General features: G+C 54.8%; 13 protein-coding genes and 1 pseudogene. 6 read left to right on the forward strand and 8 right to left on the reverse strand.

Annotated features, from left to right (window positions below; all coding sequences use genetic code 11):
* A partial coding sequence (locus ACEYDX_RS08370) for a hypothetical protein (protein WP_373741565.1) occupies nt 1-461 on the forward strand: 461 nt, incomplete at its 5' end.
* A gap of 308 nt (nt 462-769) precedes the next feature.
* The gene (gene lpdA / locus ACEYDX_RS08375; RefSeq protein ID WP_373741566.1) at nt 770-2206 is read left to right on the forward strand and encodes a dihydrolipoyl dehydrogenase; all 1437 of its coding nucleotides are present in this window, start codon (nt 770-772) and stop codon (nt 2204-2206) included.
* 280 nt (nt 2207-2486) lie between these two features.
* Here lpdA and ygiD read toward each other — a convergent pair whose 3' ends face one another.
* The 4 genes and pseudogenes from ygiD to clpX (ACEYDX_RS08395) form a co-directional block, all read right to left on the reverse strand.
* Nucleotides 2487-3296 carry a 4,5-DOPA dioxygenase extradiol gene (gene ygiD, locus ACEYDX_RS08380; RefSeq protein WP_373741567.1) on the reverse strand — a complete coding sequence of 270 codons (810 nt, stop codon included), beginning with the start codon at nt 3294-3296 and terminating at the stop codon, nt 2487-2489.
* 161 nt (nt 3297-3457) lie between these two features.
* A complete protein-coding gene (pepN, locus tag ACEYDX_RS08385; protein ID WP_373741568.1) occupies nt 3458-6175 on the reverse strand; it encodes an aminopeptidase N in 2718 nt (905 codons plus the stop codon).
* Between the two features lie 111 nt (nt 6176-6286).
* Nucleotides 6287-6619, reverse strand: a pseudogene (gene clpX / locus ACEYDX_RS08390) (ATP-dependent Clp protease ATP-binding subunit ClpX); the annotation flags it as partial.
* 18 nt (nt 6620-6637) lie between these two features.
* On the reverse strand, nt 6638-7570 hold the full coding sequence (gene clpX, locus ACEYDX_RS08395) for an ATP-dependent Clp protease ATP-binding subunit ClpX (RefSeq protein WP_373741569.1): 933 nt from the start codon (nt 7568-7570) through the stop codon (nt 6638-6640).
* Nucleotides 7571-7841: 271 nt separating this feature from the next.
* Between clpX (ACEYDX_RS08395) and ACEYDX_RS08400 the strand changes: the two genes are divergently transcribed.
* From ACEYDX_RS08400 to ACEYDX_RS08410, 3 genes are all read left to right on the forward strand, one after another.
* Nucleotides 7842-8783, forward strand: a complete 942-nt coding sequence (locus ACEYDX_RS08400; protein ID WP_373741570.1) for a D-alanyl-D-alanine carboxypeptidase family protein — start codon at nt 7842-7844, stop codon at nt 8781-8783.
* A 119-nt stretch (nt 8784-8902) separates the two neighbouring features.
* Nucleotides 8903-9676 (forward strand): M48 family metallopeptidase, encoded by a 774-nt coding sequence (locus ACEYDX_RS08405; protein WP_373741588.1) that lies wholly within the window; start codon nt 8903-8905, stop codon nt 9674-9676.
* Between the two features lie 280 nt (nt 9677-9956).
* Entirely contained in the window at nt 9957-10706 is a 750-nt protein-coding gene (locus tag ACEYDX_RS08410; protein WP_373741571.1) for an ankyrin repeat domain-containing protein, read from the forward strand.
* Nucleotides 10707-10874: 168 nt separating this feature from the next.
* Here ACEYDX_RS08410 and ACEYDX_RS08415 read toward each other — a convergent pair whose 3' ends face one another.
* The 3 genes from ACEYDX_RS08415 to ACEYDX_RS08425 form a co-directional block, all read right to left on the reverse strand.
* Nucleotides 10875-11282: a YqaA family protein gene (locus tag ACEYDX_RS08415; protein ID WP_373741572.1), complete on the reverse strand. Its 408-nt coding sequence runs from the start codon at nt 11280-11282 to the stop codon at nt 10875-10877.
* A 487-nt stretch (nt 11283-11769) separates the two neighbouring features.
* Nucleotides 11770-12747: a PhoH family protein gene (locus tag ACEYDX_RS08420; RefSeq protein WP_373741573.1), complete on the reverse strand. Its 978-nt coding sequence runs from the start codon at nt 12745-12747 to the stop codon at nt 11770-11772.
* Between the two features lie 249 nt (nt 12748-12996).
* Nucleotides 12997-13815, reverse strand: coding sequence for a carbon-nitrogen hydrolase family protein (locus tag ACEYDX_RS08425; protein ID WP_373741574.1), 819 nt, complete (start codon nt 13813-13815; stop codon nt 12997-12999).
* Nucleotides 13816-13974: 159 nt separating this feature from the next.
* Between ACEYDX_RS08425 and ACEYDX_RS08430 the strand changes: the two genes are divergently transcribed.
* Nucleotides 13975-14277 carry a porin gene (locus ACEYDX_RS08430; RefSeq protein WP_373741575.1) on the forward strand — a complete coding sequence of 101 codons (303 nt, stop codon included), beginning with the start codon at nt 13975-13977 and terminating at the stop codon, nt 14275-14277.
* A 1181-nt stretch (nt 14278-15458) separates the two neighbouring features.
* On the opposite strand, the gene cysK is transcribed toward ACEYDX_RS08430, so the two are convergent.
* On the reverse strand, nt 15459-16391 hold the full coding sequence (cysK, locus tag ACEYDX_RS08435; protein ID WP_373741576.1) for a cysteine synthase A: 933 nt from the start codon (nt 16389-16391) through the stop codon (nt 15459-15461).
* Nucleotides 16392-16498 lie beyond the last annotated feature (107 nt).

Consider the following 16498-nt stretch of genomic DNA (forward strand, 5'->3'; position numbering starts at 1 on the left):
GCGGTCAGAAACAGACCAACCCCGTGCTGATTCCCCGCAGTGCCGATGTTAAAGACTTCGCCAACCCGAAAATCGACGGACTGGCCAACTGGTACGGCAAAGACGGCGCGCTGCTGCAAAGCGGCTATCTGCACCAAGGGCAGGGAGCGGTCAATATTTACCGTCCCGACGGCAGCGTGTGGGCATTTTCCGACATCACCAAAATGCTCGGATCGTTTGTGATTTATCACGAAAACGGCCAAAAAGCGATTGAATACGACAACCACCAGCCCGGCCAGACCCTGATCCGCTATTACGACAAAACCGGCAAACCGCTCGCCCAAACCGACAGCCGAAACCCAGTGCCCGCCACCCGCGGCAACGACGGTTTTTCCGACGTGCAAAACGAATACTACCGCTTCAAACAGTTTGCCCGCCAACATGCAGGCGTGCTGATTGTTGACCCCGCGATGCTGAAATAAGGGAATGGCGGGCGGAATGCTGCATCTGTAACGGTTTGCGGATGTGAGAAACGGCGGCTTTCCGTCCGTCTGCCCCCCCGCTGATTTGCCGGACCCGCTGACTAAACCTTGCAGTAGACGGGTCAAACCGGACGCAGATTTCCGTTTGCCCGCGAATCACAGGAATCCGGCGGAGCCGAACCGGTTGGCGGAAGATGCCGGTACGGCCTGAAAAATTCCATCAAGAAAACACCGCACCATACCACGCCGTCTGAAACCTTTTTTCAGACGGCCTGCCCGTCAACAAAAGAAAAAGAAAGGATTTACCCATGTCCCAAGTATTCGATGTCGCCGTTATCGGCGCAGGCCCGGGCGGTTACATCGCCGCCATCCGCGCCGCGCAACTGGGCTTTAAAACCGCCTGTATCGATGCGGGCCTGAACAAAGCAGGCGATGCGCCCGCGCTCGGTGGCACCTGCCTGAACGTCGGCTGTATTCCTTCCAAAGCCCTGTTGCAGTCGAGCGAACACTTCCACGCCGCGCAGCACGATTTTGCCGAACACGGCATTACCGTTGCAGGTATGCAGTTCGATGCGGCCAAAATGATTGCGCGCAAGGATGCCATCGTTACCAAGCTCACGGGCGGGATTAAATTCCTGTTTCAGAAAAACAAAGTGGCAAGCCTGCACGGACGCGGCGCGTTCAAGGGTTTTTCAGACGGCCTTTATCAAATCGAAATCGACAACAAAGGCGAAAAAACCGAGATTTCGGCCAAAAACGTGATTGTGGCCACAGGTTCCGTGCCGCGTCCGCTGCCGTTGGTGGAAATCGACAATGTCAACGTGCTCGACAACGAAGGCGCGCTGAATCTGACCGAAGTGCCGCAGAAACTCGGCGTAATCGGTTCGGGTGTCATCGGTTTGGAAATGGGTTCGGTTTGGAAGCGTGTCGGCGCGGAAGTAACCGTACTCGAAGCCATGCCTGTATTTTTGGCTGCGGCCGACCAGCAGATTGCCAAGGAAGCCTACAAAATCTTTACCAAAGAGCAGGGGTTGGCGATTGAATTGGGCGTAAAGCTCAAAGAAATCAATAAACTTTCAGACGGCGTGGAAGTGAAGTACGACAATGAAAAAGGCGAAGCCGTATCCGCCAAGTTCGACAAACTCATCGTCGCCATTGGCCGCGTCCCCAATACCGACGGACTGAATACCGAAGCCGTCGGCCTGGAAAAAGACGAGCGCGGCTTTATCAAAGTCGACGGAGAATGCCGGAGCAACCTGCCGAACGTATGGGCCATCGGCGACGTGGTGCGCGGCCCGATGCTGGCGCACAAGGCCAGCGAGGAAGGCGTGGCCGTGGCCGAGCGCATCGCGGGGCAGAAACCGCATGTCGATTTGGACGCCGTGCCTTTCGTGATTTACACCGACCCCGAAATCGCTTGGGCGGGCAAAACCGAAGAGCAGCTCAAGGCCGAAGGCATTGCCTACAAAAAAGGCATGTCGGGTTTTGCCGCCAACGGTCGCGCGCTCGGCTTGGGCAAAGCGCAGGGTACGGTAAAAATCCTTGCCGACGCGCAAACCGACCGCATTCTCGGCGTGCACATGATCGGCCCGATGGTCAGCGAGCTGGTGTCCGAAGCCGTGTTGAGCCTCGAATTCAAAGCCAGCAGCGAAGACATCGCCCGCATCGTCCATGCGCACCCGACGCTGTCGGAAGTGCTGCACGAAGCGGCGTTGGCTGCGGACAAACGCGCGTTGCACGGGTAAGCGGTTTTATCTGCAATCGTGCCGTAACGGATGCCTGTGAGCAGGTGAAAAAAGTCGGAAGGCCGTCTGAAAACTTTTCAGACGGCCTTCTTGCGCTGTGTGTTATGACGAAATGTAAAGTGATTGCAACCGTATTTAACCGTTTTCCTACGGTTATCCGTGAACAGTCGGACATTCGGAATATCGGATACCGTTTGCCCGAGGGTTTGGATTTCTGCTTTGCTTTTAGGAAGAGCGTAAGCACGGCAAACCGACCGCCAGAGACCTGCGTCAACATCATTTATGCGGCCATTTTGCTGCCTAGACCCCAGACTGCCGAAGTCATGCTCAGTGATTTGCCGACGATGTCGTCGTTGAATAATTCTACGCCGTCGTTTTCATCGGCGGCACCGATGGTGTAGAGCAGCGGCAGCCAGTGTTCGGGTGTCGGTGCGGCAAGGCCGAATTCGGGCGGATAGGCGGTTTGATCGGAGAGTGCGGCAATATCGTGGCGGATGATGCAGCGGTTTGCCCAGTTGCGGACGGTTTCCGCCCACGGATAAGGCGTATCGGGATGGTGCACCGATGTCCTGTCCATCATGTACAGGTTATGGACGATATTGCCGCTGGCCATGATGAGTATGCCTTCGTTGCGCAAGACGGCGAGTTTGCGCGCGGCTTGCAGGTGTGCGGCGGTATCGAGACGGCTGTTCAGGCTCAGTTGCACCACGGGGAAAGCGGCATCGGGAAATACATGGCAGAGTACGCCCCAAGTACCGTGGTCAAGCCCCCATTCGTAATCGGCACGGACGTTGCTGAGCAGGCTTTGTATGCGTGCGGCCAGTTTGGGGCTGCCGGCGGCCGGGTACTGCATTTCGTATAATGCGCGGGGGAAACCGCCGAAATCGTGAATAGTGGCCGGTGCGGTCATGGCGGTTACGGCATGGCCGTCCGTAACCCAGTGTGCGGAAACCATTAAAACGGCACGGATTGCCGAACCGTAATGCGTTTGCAGTTTTGCGCCGAGCCTGCGCCAGTTGTTTGAGTGGGCTGTCTGCTCAAGGGCATTCATCGGGCTGCCGTGGCCGAGAAAGATAACGGGGAGTTTCATGGATGTGTATCGGGTAAGAACGGGAATGGACGGCAGTTTAATTGTATTTTATTATTTGATAAATACGGCATGATTTGATGATTTGTTTCCTGTGTGGAACAAAAGGCCGTCTGAAAACCCTGTTTTCAGACGGCCTTTATGCTTTACAACCGCGTTTTACTTCACGCCAAAATCTTGCCGACAATCTCGCCCACGTCTTTCGACAAGCCTTCCTGCGCCTGAATGCGTTGCAGTTGCGCGGTCATCAAGGCGCGGCGGTGCGGTTCGAGTTTGTTGCAGAGGTTGAACGCCTGCACCAGACGGGCGGCGACCTGCGGATTGAAGCGGTCGATTTCCATCACTTTATCGGCGATAAAGGCGTAACCGCTGCCGTTTTCGGCGTGGAAATGCGGCACGTTGCGGCTGAAGCTGCCCAACAGCGAACGGGCTTTGTTCGGATTTTCCAAGCTGAACTTCGGATGCTGCAAGGCCGTCTGAACTTGCGCGAGCGTGTCGCTGCGACGGCTGCTGCCAATCAGAATGAAGTATTTGTCCATCACCAGCGCGTCGTCGGCGTAACGCTCGGCAAAACGGTTGAGCAGGGTGTTGCGGCCTTCTTCTTCCAAATGGTTGACCGTATTCAACACGCTGATTTCATGGGTCATATTCGGCGTGAGCTGCTCGTAGCGGTTGAGGTAATACTGCAAACGCGCAGAGGCGGCGGCTTCGCTGTCGGTGCGTTTTTCGCCTTCGTAATTGCCCACCTGAATGGTCTGGTGGCGTTCGACGCGGATGGTCAGCAAGCGTACCGCCGCCAGCAACGCGCGCACGGCGGCCAACTCGGGATGGTATTCGTAAGGCTGCCCGATACCGCTGGCGGCCTCCTGCTCTTTTGCCCACTCGCGCACGGGCACCAATTCGTTCATGCACGCGGCGGCCACGGCATCCAGCAGGGCTTCGCGCGCCTGGTGGTAATGCAGCGGATGGATGTTGTCCGCACCGTCCCACAATTCGCTTTCAGACGGCATTTGCAGCAGCAGGGCTTTAAACGCAGGATTCAAATCCGCATTGTTCAACACCTGCTTTACCGCCGCAATCAAACCCGCGTGTTCCGGCAAAGGATTGCCTGCTTCGATAGCGGCCAGATTGGCGGCAACGGCACGGCGGAAAAGCGTCTGCCCCGCTTCCCAACGGGCAAATTCGTCGGAATCGTGCGCCAGCAGCAGAGCCAAATCGTCATCGCTGTACGGATAATTCAGGTGCACAGGCGCGGAAAAGCCGCGCAGCAGGCTGGGTACAACGTTCTCCGCAATGCCGTAGAGCGTGAACGTCTGTTCGGCTTCGGTCAGCACCAAAACGGTTTCGGTAACGGCTTCGGCGTTTTCAGCGTGCGCAGCCTGCCCGTGGTGCGGCCTGAACGCCACCGCTTCGCCTTTGCGGTTCAGCAAACCGATTTTCACCGGCATCATCATCGGCTGCTTTTCCACCATGTCGGGCGTGGGCGGAACGGTTTGTTTGATGTTGATTTCAAATGCGTTTTCACCGGCTTTCAGACGGCCTGTGATGTCTAAGGTCGGCGTACCGGCTTGGCTGTACCACAATGCGAACTGGTCAAGGTTGATTTCATTGGCATCGGCCATCGCGTTGCGGAAATCGTCGCAGGTTACGGCCTGCCCGTCGTGGCGTTTGAAATAGAGCTGCATTCCTTTTTGGAAACCTTCTTCGCCCAGCAGCGTGTGATACATCCGCACCACTTCCGCGCCTTTTTCGTACACGGTCATGGTGTAGAAATTGTTCATTTCTTCATAGCTGGCGGGGCGCACGGGATGTGCGGTCGGCCCCGCGTCTTCGGGGAACTGGTGCTGGCGCAGCAGGCGCACGTTATCAATGCGGCGCACGGCGCGGCTGGCGCGGTCGCCCGAAAATTCCTGATCGCGGAACACGGTCAGCCCTTCTTTGAGCGAAAGCTGGAACCAGTCGCGGCAGGTTACGCGGTTGCCCGTCCAGTTGTGGAAATACTCATGCCCGATAACCGATTCGATGCCCTCGAAATCCGCGTCGGTGGCGGTGCGGCTGTCGGCCAGCACGTATTTGGTGTTGAAAATGTTCAGGCCTTTGTTTTCCATCGCGCCCATGTTGAAATCGCCCACGGCCACGACCATGTACATATCCAGATCGTATTCCAAGCCGAAGCGCGTTTCGTCCCAAGCCATCGCGTTTTTCAGCGACTCCACCGCAAACGGCACTTTCGGCTTGTCGGCTTCCGTGGTGTAAAACTCAATCGCCACGTTTTTGCCGCTGCGGGTGGTAAAAACGTCTTTCGTTACCGCCAAATTGCCCGCCACCAGCGCAAACAGGTAGCTCGGCTTGGCAAAGGGGTCTATCCATTTCACCCAATGGCGGCCGTCTGAAAACTCGCCGCCGTCCACCTTGTTGCCGTTGGACAGCAGCACGGGATAGCGTTTTTTGTCGGCCACGATGGTGGTGGTGAATTTCGACATCACGTCGGGGCGGTCGGGATAAAACGTGATTTTGCGGAACCCTTCCGGCTCGCACTGCGTGAACAGGTTGCCGCCCGATTCGTACAGCCCCATCAGCGATTTGTTTTCAGACGGCCTGATGCGTGTTTCGATTTCCGCCACGAAACTTTCAGACGGCATACCGTGCGCCGTCAGCTTTTCGCCGGACAGCTCGTAATCGTGCGCCTCGCCGTCGATTTTGAACGACACCAGTTCCGCCGAACCGTCCAATACCAGCGGTTCTCCCGGGCGTTCCGGTTCGATGACCAGCCGCGATTTCACCAGCGTTTCCGTGCCGCCGATGTCGAAATGCAGGTCGGTTTTGCGCACGGTATAGGCGGGGGCTTGGTAGTCTTTGAGATGGTGGACGGTTTTGCTCATGGCGGCGGACTTTCGTTGTTCGGTAAATGCTTGCTATATGGTTTCAGACGGCCTGAAATTCAATCAGGCCGTCTGAAAAGATTTTTCAGACGGCCTGTTGTTCGGAATGGGTCAGGCGGATTTTTTGCCGTCGTTTTCGGGCAGATGGTATGCGCTGCCGTCGGCGGTAAAGAGTTTCGGCTGCGTACCTTGCTCCACCACGTCTTTGTCAATCACCGCTTTTTTCACGTCCTGCAAGTCGGGTAGGATGTACATGGTGTCGAGCAGGCAGCGTTCGACGATGCTGCGCAGGCCGCGTGCGCCGGTTTTGCGTTCCATTGCGAGTTTGGCGATGCTGCGCAGCGCATCTTCGCGGATTTCAAGCTCAACGTTTTCCATGCCGAACAGGGCTTGGTATTGTTTGACCAGCGCATTTTTCGGTTCGGTCAGGATGTTGATGAGCGCATCTTCGTCAAGCTCTGCCTAAGTCGCAATCACGGGCAGACGGCCGATGAGTTCGGGAATCAGGCCGAATTTAATCAGGTCTTCGGGTTCCACCGTTTCAAACAGGGCGGTAATGTCGGCGTTTTCGTCTTTGCTGTGTACAGATGCGCCGAAGCCGATACCGCCTTTTTCGGTGCGCTGGCGGATGACTTTTTCCAGCCCGGCAAACGCGCCACCGCAGATAAACAGGATGTTGGTGGTATCGACGTTGATGAATTCCTGATTCGGGTGTTTGCGCCCGCCCTGCGGGGGAACGCTGGCTACCGTGCCTTCGATGAGTTTCAGGAGAGCCTGCTGCACGCCTTCGCCTGACACGTCGCGGGTAATCGACGGGTTGTCGCTTTTGCGCGAGATTTTGTCGATTTCGTCGATGTATACGATGCCGCGCTGGGCTTTTTCGACATCGAAATCGCATTTGCCCAAGAGTTTGGTGATGATTTGTTCCACGTCTTCGCCGACGTAACCTGCTTCGGTCAGCGTGGTGGCATCGGCCATCACGAACGGTACGTCCAGTTTGCGTGCCAAAGACTGAGCCAGCAGGGTTTTGCCCGAACCGGTCGGGCCGATGAGCAGGATGTTGGACTTCGACAGTTCGACGTTGCCGTCGGCTTTCGGGTGGCGAAGGCGTTTATAATGATTGTAAACGGCCACTGCCAAGGCTTTTTTGGCCTGCTCCTGGCCGATAACGTGTTCGTTGAGGTTGGCAACGAGTTCGGCAGGGGTGGGCAGTTTGCCGTCGGGTGCGGTGGCGGATGACGTGCCGTTGTCGGAATGGGTTTCGGTACATTCGAGCATCACGCCGCAGGTTTCGACGCATTCGTTGCAGATGTAGGCGTTTTCGCCTTCGATAAGGTGTTGGACTTCCTGCTCGGCTTTGCCGCAAAACGAGCAGCAGCGTTTTTCGTCTGACATGGTGGGTACTTTGTTCAGTAAGCGGTGAAGGCGGTGGGAACGGTATTGCTGTTTCCAAAGGCCGTAAAACCGATAAGTATAATAAGTATTGGGGGGTTTATCAAATTGCCGTCCGCAGTTTGTCCGAACGGGGTGCCGTATGTAGGGCAAATGATGCAAACAAACGAAAAAATACCCGCTTTTACTTTACAAAGCCATTGATTTTAAGCAAAATAATGCCCTTAAATCATCTTTAACCCAAATTGCTATACAGGACTTCCGGAACAAGCTTATGTCTATCACCAAATTCTCCAAAAAACTTTCTGCAGCCTGCATGGGCTTTGCCCTTGCTTTATCCGCAGCGCCCGCTGCTGCCGACGATTTGGACGTGCTGGGTCAGTTTTTGGAGCAGAATTTCCCCGTCCAGCAGGATCCTCTGGAAAAGCTGGCCATCAGCAAAGCCGAGCAGCTCGAAGCTCAGGCTCAGATGGCGGGTCCGCTGCTGTCTTCCCAATCCGCTTTGATTATGAACAACCGGACCGGTGAAATCCTGTATCAGAAAAATGCCAACCGCGTGATGCCGATTGCTTCGATTTCCAAGCTGATGAGCGCGATGGTGATTCTGGATGCCAAGCTTGATATGAACGAGCGCGTATCGATTACCGATGCCGAAATCGACCGCATCAAACGTACAAGCAGCCGTTTGGGCATCGGTTCCAGCCTGACGCGCAACGAATTGCTGCACCTTAGCCTGATGAGCAGCGAAAACCGCGCCACCCACGCGCTCGGACGTACCTATCCGGGCGGAATGGGCGCATTTGTGGCGGCGATGAATGCCAAAGCACGCAGCTTGGGTATGAATAATACCCGTTTCTACGAGCCTACCGGCTTGGATTCGCGCAACGTGTCCACCGCGCACGATCTCAGCCGTTTGGTAACCGCCGCAGCGCAATATCCCGTCATCCGTAAGAATTCCACTTCCAATTACGGTTCGGTGTATGCCGTCAGCGGCCCGCAGCGTTACAAAAACACCAATCCGCTGGTACGCGAAGGCAGCTGGAAAGTCGAATTGCAGAAAACCGGCTATATCCGCGAAGCAGGCCGTTCGATGGTGGTGAAAGCGAACGTGCAAAACCAGCCGATTACCATCGTGCTGCTCAATTCGCCGTCTTCAACCACCCGCGTGAACGATGCGCGCAAAATCGAATCTTGGGTAATCCAGCGCCGTTCCTGATTCTGTTTGCAGAACAGTTTGAGCCGTCTGAAAACGTTTTCCGCAAGGACAACGTTTTCAGACGGCCTTTAACTTTTTTATACGCTAAAATCGCGGTTGCAAAAACATATTTGGAGAACATGATGACGTTTGGCAGCATTTTCCGTATTTCCGCATCGGCAACCATGCTTGTGTTGGCGGGCTGTATGTCCGTGGCCGACATGGCCGGTTACGACAGCGGCACGATGAACGAACAGGCAGCGAAAAATTACAGCCAGTTGGTGCAGCAGGCACGCAGCCGGCAGGTGCTCGATACCACATCGGCCACATCGGCCCGTGTCCACCGCGTATTCGAGCGGCTGGTACCCGTGGCTGACCGTGTGAACCGTACCGGTACGCCGTTCCGATGGCAGATGAGCGTTATCCGTTCCAACGAACTGAACGCATGGGCGATGCCGGGCGGAAAAATGGCCGTTTATACCGGTATGGTCGAACGCTTGAACCTGACCGACGACGAAATCGCCGCCATTGTCGGCCACGAAATGAGCCATGCCTTGCTCGAGCACAGCCGGCGGGCGCTCGGCGGGCAGGTGCTTGCCGGTATCGGCGGTGCGCTGCTGGCGGAACAAACCGGCCTTGACAGCAACCTGATCGGTTTGGGAACCGATTTGGCCGCCAACAAGCCCTTTTCGCGCCATCAGGAAAACGAAGCCGATGCGCTCGGCGTGCGTCTGATGGCACGGGCGGGCTACAATCCGCAGGCCGCCATCAATGTTTGGAACAAACTCAATGCGGCGGGCAGCACCAACGGCATCACCATCCTGTCTACCCATCCCGCCAATGAAAGCCGTATCCGCGCGATTCGGGCAATGTTGTCGGAGCTGATGCAGGTGTACCGTCAAAACCGGAGATAGGCGGTACGGCCGTGTTTTACGGAACAATCGACGGAATCCGCCGTTATTGCCGATAGAGCAGGATTCGCTTTGCTAGGTCGGGCTGCGACTTAAGTATCGTTGTCCGTTTATTGGAACGGATGTCTGCCGGTGTGCAAATAGCGGCGGTTCGACCGGCTTGAATATTTTTACCCTGCCGCTCCGCCGTTTTGTAAAATACCGCTGTTTCTTCTATAAGCCAACGGAAGCCGTTTCAGACGGCCTTTATGTTGTCGAAACCATAACCTGCAAAAGAATTTCCATGTTTTCCAAAACCTTATCCCTGCTGGCCGCCGCATTCGCTTTGGCCGCCTGCAACGGCGGAGTGTCCGCCGCCAATACCGCTTCTTCCGAAACATCTGCGTCTGCCGCCCAAACTGCCCAAGCGGGCTGGCGTTTGAGCCGTGCCGAAATGGAAGACATCGCCAATCCCGACAAACAGTCATGGCGGATTTTTTACGACAGGCCGTCTGAAGGGAAAGATGCAGCATGGTTTGATGCGGTCAAACGCGGCGACTTGGCCGAAGTGCGCCGGATGGCGGAAAACGGTCAAAACCTTGAAGCCAAAGACGAAGCGTCGCTGGGGCAGACCGCGTTGGGTTGGGCGGCGTTTATCGGCTATGAAGACATGACCGACTATTTAATCGGCAAAGGTGCCGACTTGCGCGCCACCGACCGCGGCGATGTGTACAACGTATTGAAGTCGGCCGTGCTCGGCAAAAACACCAATATCGTGAAAAAAGTCCATGCCAAGCTGAAAGCCGAAACCGATCTGAACGACCAAACCATCGAAGACGACGGCGAAACGCTGATTATGGTCGCCGCGAGCAACGGCCGTCTGGAAACGGTGAAATACCTGTTGGAGCAGGGCGCGAACCCGAATCTGGTCAGCAAAAAGAAAAACCAGAGCGCGTTGTCGTTTGCCTGCGAACGCGGCCATCAAGAAGTGGTGCAGTATCTGATCGGTAAGAAAGCGGTGAACCACAAAACGGGTAAGTCGAACTGCCAATAATCGCGTTGGTCAGAATTGCGGAAAGGCCGTCTGAAAAAATGTTTCAGACGGCCTTTTTTGCCGTTTGCGGAGTCGGGATCATCGGTTGTGTTTGATATGGAAAATGATGCCGGACATACGACGGTTGGCGGCAGGATGAGGACGATCCACCCTGCTGCGCCGTAAAACTTATGCGGCCAATACGCCCATTCCCGTCCAGATCAGGGCGTAGCGGAACAGTTTGCCGGCCAGCAGCATCAGGCAGCAGACGATGGGGTTGAAACGCAGCCAGCCTGCGGCAACGGGCAGGGCGTCGCCGACAACGGGCAGCCATGCGAACAGCAGCGACCAAACGCCGTAGCGTTGCAGGCGGCGGACGGTTTTTTCAGACGGCCTTTTGCTGTCGGGCAACAGCCGTCCCATGCCGTAGGAAACCATGCTGCCCAAGCCGTTGGCCAAGCCTGCGCACAGCCATGCCCACGGCGAGTGGTTCGGATAAGTATGGATAAAGGCGGCGAATGCGGCTTCGGACGTACCCGGCAGTATGGTGGCGGATGTGAAGGCGGATGCGGCAAGGGCGGCGTAGGCGTAAAACATGGTGCAGATTGTCGGCAGTTCGGCAAATTTGGCAGTTTAGCCGAAAACGGCGATACGGCGGAACTGTATGGTGCGGCAGAACAGTGGGGATTCTCTGGTTTGGGACGGATGCCGTCTGAAAGGCATCGTGCCGGTTTTTTAACGGCCATGCCGTCTGAAAACTTTTTCAGACGGCATGGCCGTGCTGCGGATACCGTGTAACGGACTGTTGCCGAAGTGGGGAATAACGGTAAATAGGATACCGTGTTCCTTATCTTCCCAAAGGCTGTGTGTGATGATGGTATACGGGCAAGACGGATTGCTCCGGTTTCCGTCATTCCCGCGCAGGCGGGAACCCATATTCGCTATTCGCAAGTGGTTGTTTGGTAAAAGATGTCGGATTCCAGACATGAATTCCCGCCTGTGCAGGAATGATAAAAAATTCAGCATCGGCGCAATATCCAAACACGGCCTTTCCAGAAAGTACGCAGGTGCTGTTCAAAGATTTTCAGACGGCCTTTGCGTCTTTTTCTTCCCATTCGTCCGCCGCATCGTAGGCTTCGACGATTTTCTGTACTAAGGGATGGCGCACCACGTCTTCGCTGGTGAAGGTGTGGAAATACAGCCCTTCGATGCCGCTCAGTTTTTCTTTGGCGTCTTTCAGGCCGGATTTGATGTTGCGCGGCAGGTCGATTTGGCTCAAATCGCCGGTAATCACGGCTTTCGCGCCGAAACCGATGCGGGTCAGGAACATTTTCATCTGCTCGGGCGTGGTGTTTTGCGCTTCGTCGAGAATCACATACGCGCCGTTGAGTGTGCGGCCGCGCATGTAGGCGAGCGGGGCGATTTCGATGAGTTGTTTCTCTAGGAGTTTGGTTACGCGGTCGAAGCCCATCAAATCGTACAGCGCGTCGTAAAGCGGGCGCAGGTAGGGATCGACTTTCTGTGCCAGATCGCCCGGCAGGAAGCCGAGTTTCTCGCCCGCTTCAACGGCGGGGCGTACCAGCACGATGCGTTCGATTTGGTGTTTTTCCATCGCATCGACGGCGGCGGCCACGGCAAGATAGGTTTTGCCCGTGCCGGCAGGCCCCAGGCCGAAGACGACGTCGTGGTTGAGCAGGGCGCGGATGTAACCGTTTTGACGCGGCGTGCGGCCGCCGATGCTGCCGCGTTTGGTACGCAGGTAGTATTGCTGCTCGTGTGTTTTTTCCTGATGGGCGGCATCGGCGGTTTTGGCTTCGACGGCGGCCAGTTGGATGTCGTTGTTGCTCAAATCCTGTTTTTCGGCGGATGAGGCCAGCGAGAGCAGGGCGCGGCGGCCTGCGTGGGCATGTTCGCCGAAAAAGGTGAAATGTTCGAAACGGCGGCTGATTTCGATGTCCAGGGCTTTGGCCAGCGTGGTCAGGTTGATGTCGAGCGCACCGCATAGCCGTTGCAGCACGGTGTTGTCGATGTTGTCGAATTGGAGGTGTACGGTGTGGGTCATGAAGGCTTTCGGTTGAAAGGCCGTCTGAATATTCGGACGGCGGCTGTGGATAAACGATAACGGGTTTATAAGCCCGACACTCTGAAAAATCAAGGGCGGGACGTTAATTTTCAGACGGCCTTGCCGATGGCGGGCAGCCTTGAACGAAACGACAAGCCGTCAGGCTTGGGGGACGTAAATACGGAAAAACGCCCGCGGGCAGACAAACTCGCGGGCGGAACGGTATGGAAACGCCGTTGGCCGGCCGTTTCACAGCATCCGGTGTTTCAAGGCAGGCAGCATGGTGCGGATTTCGGCGAGCCTGTTCATGTCCAAATCCGCCGTTACCACGCCTTCGCCTTCGGGCAGCGAAGCGAGCACCGTCCCCCACGGGTCGATAATCATGCTGTGGCCGTAGGTGCGCCTGCCGCTTTCGTGCAGGCCGCCTTGTGCGGCGGCGATAACGAAACACTGGTTTTCCACCGCACGGGCGCGCAGCAGCAGCTCCCAATGCGCCTGTCCCGTGGTTTGCGTGAATGCGGCGGGCAGCAGCAATACGTCAAACGGCGCCTGTTCGCGGAAAAATTCGGGAAAGCGCAGGTCGTAGCAGATGCCCGTGGCCAGCAGCACGCCGTCGGCGCGCAGGTTGGGCAGCGTTTTGCCCGACGTAATCGTTTCCGTTTCGTTGTAACGTTCGCGGTCGTTGGTAAAGCCGAACAGGTGCATTTTGTGGTAGTGGCCGAGCGGCTCGCCGTCGCGGCCGTACACAAACAGGGTGTTCAGCACCTTGCCCTGCTCGGGGCTTTTGACGGGTATCGAACCGCCGAACAACACCACGCCGCATTCTTTGGCCGTTTCGCTCAAGGCCGTCTGAAAAACACCGTCGCCCGTGTCTTCCGCAACCGCCAGTTTGTCGGTGTCGCCGGTGCCCATCAGCGGCCAGTATTCCGGCAGCAGCACCCAGTCCGCACCCTGTTCCGCCGCTTCGCGCACCAAACGGCGCATGGCGGAGATGTTTTCTTCGGGACGCGTGCCGGATACCATCTGCACAGCGGCAGTACGGATTTTGTCTTTTTTACGGTCGGTCATGATGTTCTCCTTGCTGTATCGGGACGGAAGGCCGTCTGAAAAAACGTTCGGACGGATTTTGCCCGAATTGCGGTTTATTTACATCGGAAGCATGTACACTGCCATACAGATTCCACCATTTTTTATGTCGTCCGACAACATATTTTCAAAGGAAATACCGTGAACAGAATTCTCGCCGTCCTAACCCTTTTCCTGCCGCTTGCCGCCGCCGCGCAAACCGAGATCTACGGGCAGATTAAAAGCGGCATCGAAACATCGCACACCAAAACCCGTTCGCATTCTTTTTCCAAAACCGTTGTTGCCGACCAAGGCAGCTACATCGGCCTGCGCGGGTCCCACCCGATCGGCGGCGGAAAAGTCATCTGGCAGGCCGAGCAGGATGCTCCGACCACCGACACATTGAGCGAACGCTGGCAGGCAAGGAAAAAAAGCGGAGAAACTTGGATCGGCTGGGAGAAATAAAGCCGCCGTCGCGGTCATGTGGGCTGCGGTCTGCTAAAATTTCTTTTAGAGATGACTAAAACATATCGGATTTTAATCGGATGAGTGAAGAGAACCTTGTGGCTTTCTGTGCAGAACATATCAGTTACCCTATCTTTATCACTTCACCACTTGCCAGCATCTCTGGATTATAATATTAGAAAGTTCAATAATTTGTTTCTAACGGTATTTGTTGATTTAAAGAAGGAGTAATCCATTAAAGATTCTGGTGACCTCTTCCAAAAGTCGTTATACAACTCAAAATTCTTACATTGTTGTCTTCATTACCTTGCACTAGACTTATTCTAAATTAAGTACTCCAGATCGATCTGGCTCTTTATCTATTTTTATGACCAATTTGGAATGTATTCAAAAAGTTATGCATACCGACAAGACGAATTTCTCCGACTTCTGTCATTCCCATGTAGGCGAGAATTTATGTTTGTAATCCAGCATTTTTTATTCTGTAGTTAATAAAATTAAATTTTATTCTGTTTAATTCTATACAAATAATTTATCAATTGATTGAATACGATGACTTTGTCTGAAAGCTTTAATCTAAGCCCAACAGTGTTTGATTGGCTTGAGATCAGGGTCGTACGGAGGTAACTATCAACACGATTACCTCGTAGCCTTAAGAAAGGCTCTAGCTACTCCTTTGTGAGTAGCCTTTTAAAAATTTTTCTGATTCATTTTCATTTATTGGTTCTCGGATGTCTACAGGTTTTTTTAGGTTGAGTCCACACTTTTTCAGAGTTTTGTTGACGACCGTAGTGGAATATCCGAAAAATTGTATACGTTCATCATGGTTATATATTGGGATAATCGGTGACATTTTGAAAAAGCTGTGTGGCTGATTTTCAGGCACTTCACTTGGTTTGAGATAACCTTTGAGTACGGGATTCTTTAATCTATGTTCTGAGCGTTGTTCACCAGATACCCATTTCTTGTGCGGCCTGTTTGATGGAAAATCCTTGTCCTATTTTCTGTAACGCCAATCGGTGGAAATCGGTTGAGTAAGGCATGTGAGAATTTATGGTAGGAATTTTAAGTTTTTTGAATATAAACAGATATTTGTAAATACCAAAGCCCGATTCCCAAAAGAAGAAAGGCCGTCTGAAAAATATGTTTCAGACGGCCTTTCTTCTTTTGGGAATCGGGTGTTATGCCAAATCGGCAAACAACGGAGTAGAGAGATAACGTTCGCCGTAAGACGGAATCAGCACCACAATCAGTTTGCCTGCGTTTTCAGGTTTTTTCGCCAGTTGCAGGGCGCTCCAAACGGCTGCGCCGGAAGAAATGCCGACGAGAATGCCTTCCTGTTCCGCCATGGCGCGGGCGGTTTCAAAAGCGGCTTCGTTGGGGGCTTTGATGATTTCGTCGTAGATTTTGGTGTTTAAGATGGAAGGCACGAACCCTGCGCCGATACCCTGAATCGGGTGCGGGCCTTTTTCGCCGCCGCTCAATACGGGCGAGGCTTCCGGTTCGACGGCCACGATTTTGACTTCGGGTTTGCGCGATTTCAAGACTTCGCCCACGCCGGTGATGGTGCCGCCCGTACCTACGCCGCCGACGAAAATGTCGACTTGGCCGTCGGTGTCGCGCCAGATTTCTTCGGCGGTGGTTTTGCGGTGGACTTCGGGGTTGGCTTCGTTGTCGAACTGGCGCACCATGAAATAAACGTCGGGGCGTTCGTCAACCAGTGCCTGCGCTTTGGCAATCGCCCCGCCCATGCCTTCGGCGGCGGGGGTCAGAATCAGTTCGGCACCGAAGGCGCGCAGGAGCATGCGGCGCTCTTTGCTCATGCTTTCGGGCATGGTGATGGCGAGTTTGTAGCCGCGTGCGGCGCAGACCATCGCCAAGCCGATACCGGTGTTGCCGCTGGTGGCTTCGACGATAACGGTGTTTTTGTTGATTTTCCCGGCTTTTTCGGCGGCATCAATCATGGATTCGGCAATGCGGTCTTTGACGCTGCTGCCGGGGTTGAAAAATTCCAGTTTGGCGGCAACGGTGGCGGGCAGGCCTTCGGAAAGCCTGTTCAATTTGACCAGCGGGGTGTTGCCGATTAAGTCGGTAATGCTGTTGGCGATGTTCATTTGACTGCTCCTGATGATATGGAAAAACGGCCTTTATTGTAAACAGAGGCCGTCTGAAAAAACAATATCCAAAAATTCTTTCCTTATAACCGCTATGCCCGTAAACG

The organism is Neisseria sp. (assembly GCF_041804105.1).
Classification (GTDB): Bacteria; Pseudomonadota; Gammaproteobacteria; order Burkholderiales; family Neisseriaceae; genus Neisseria.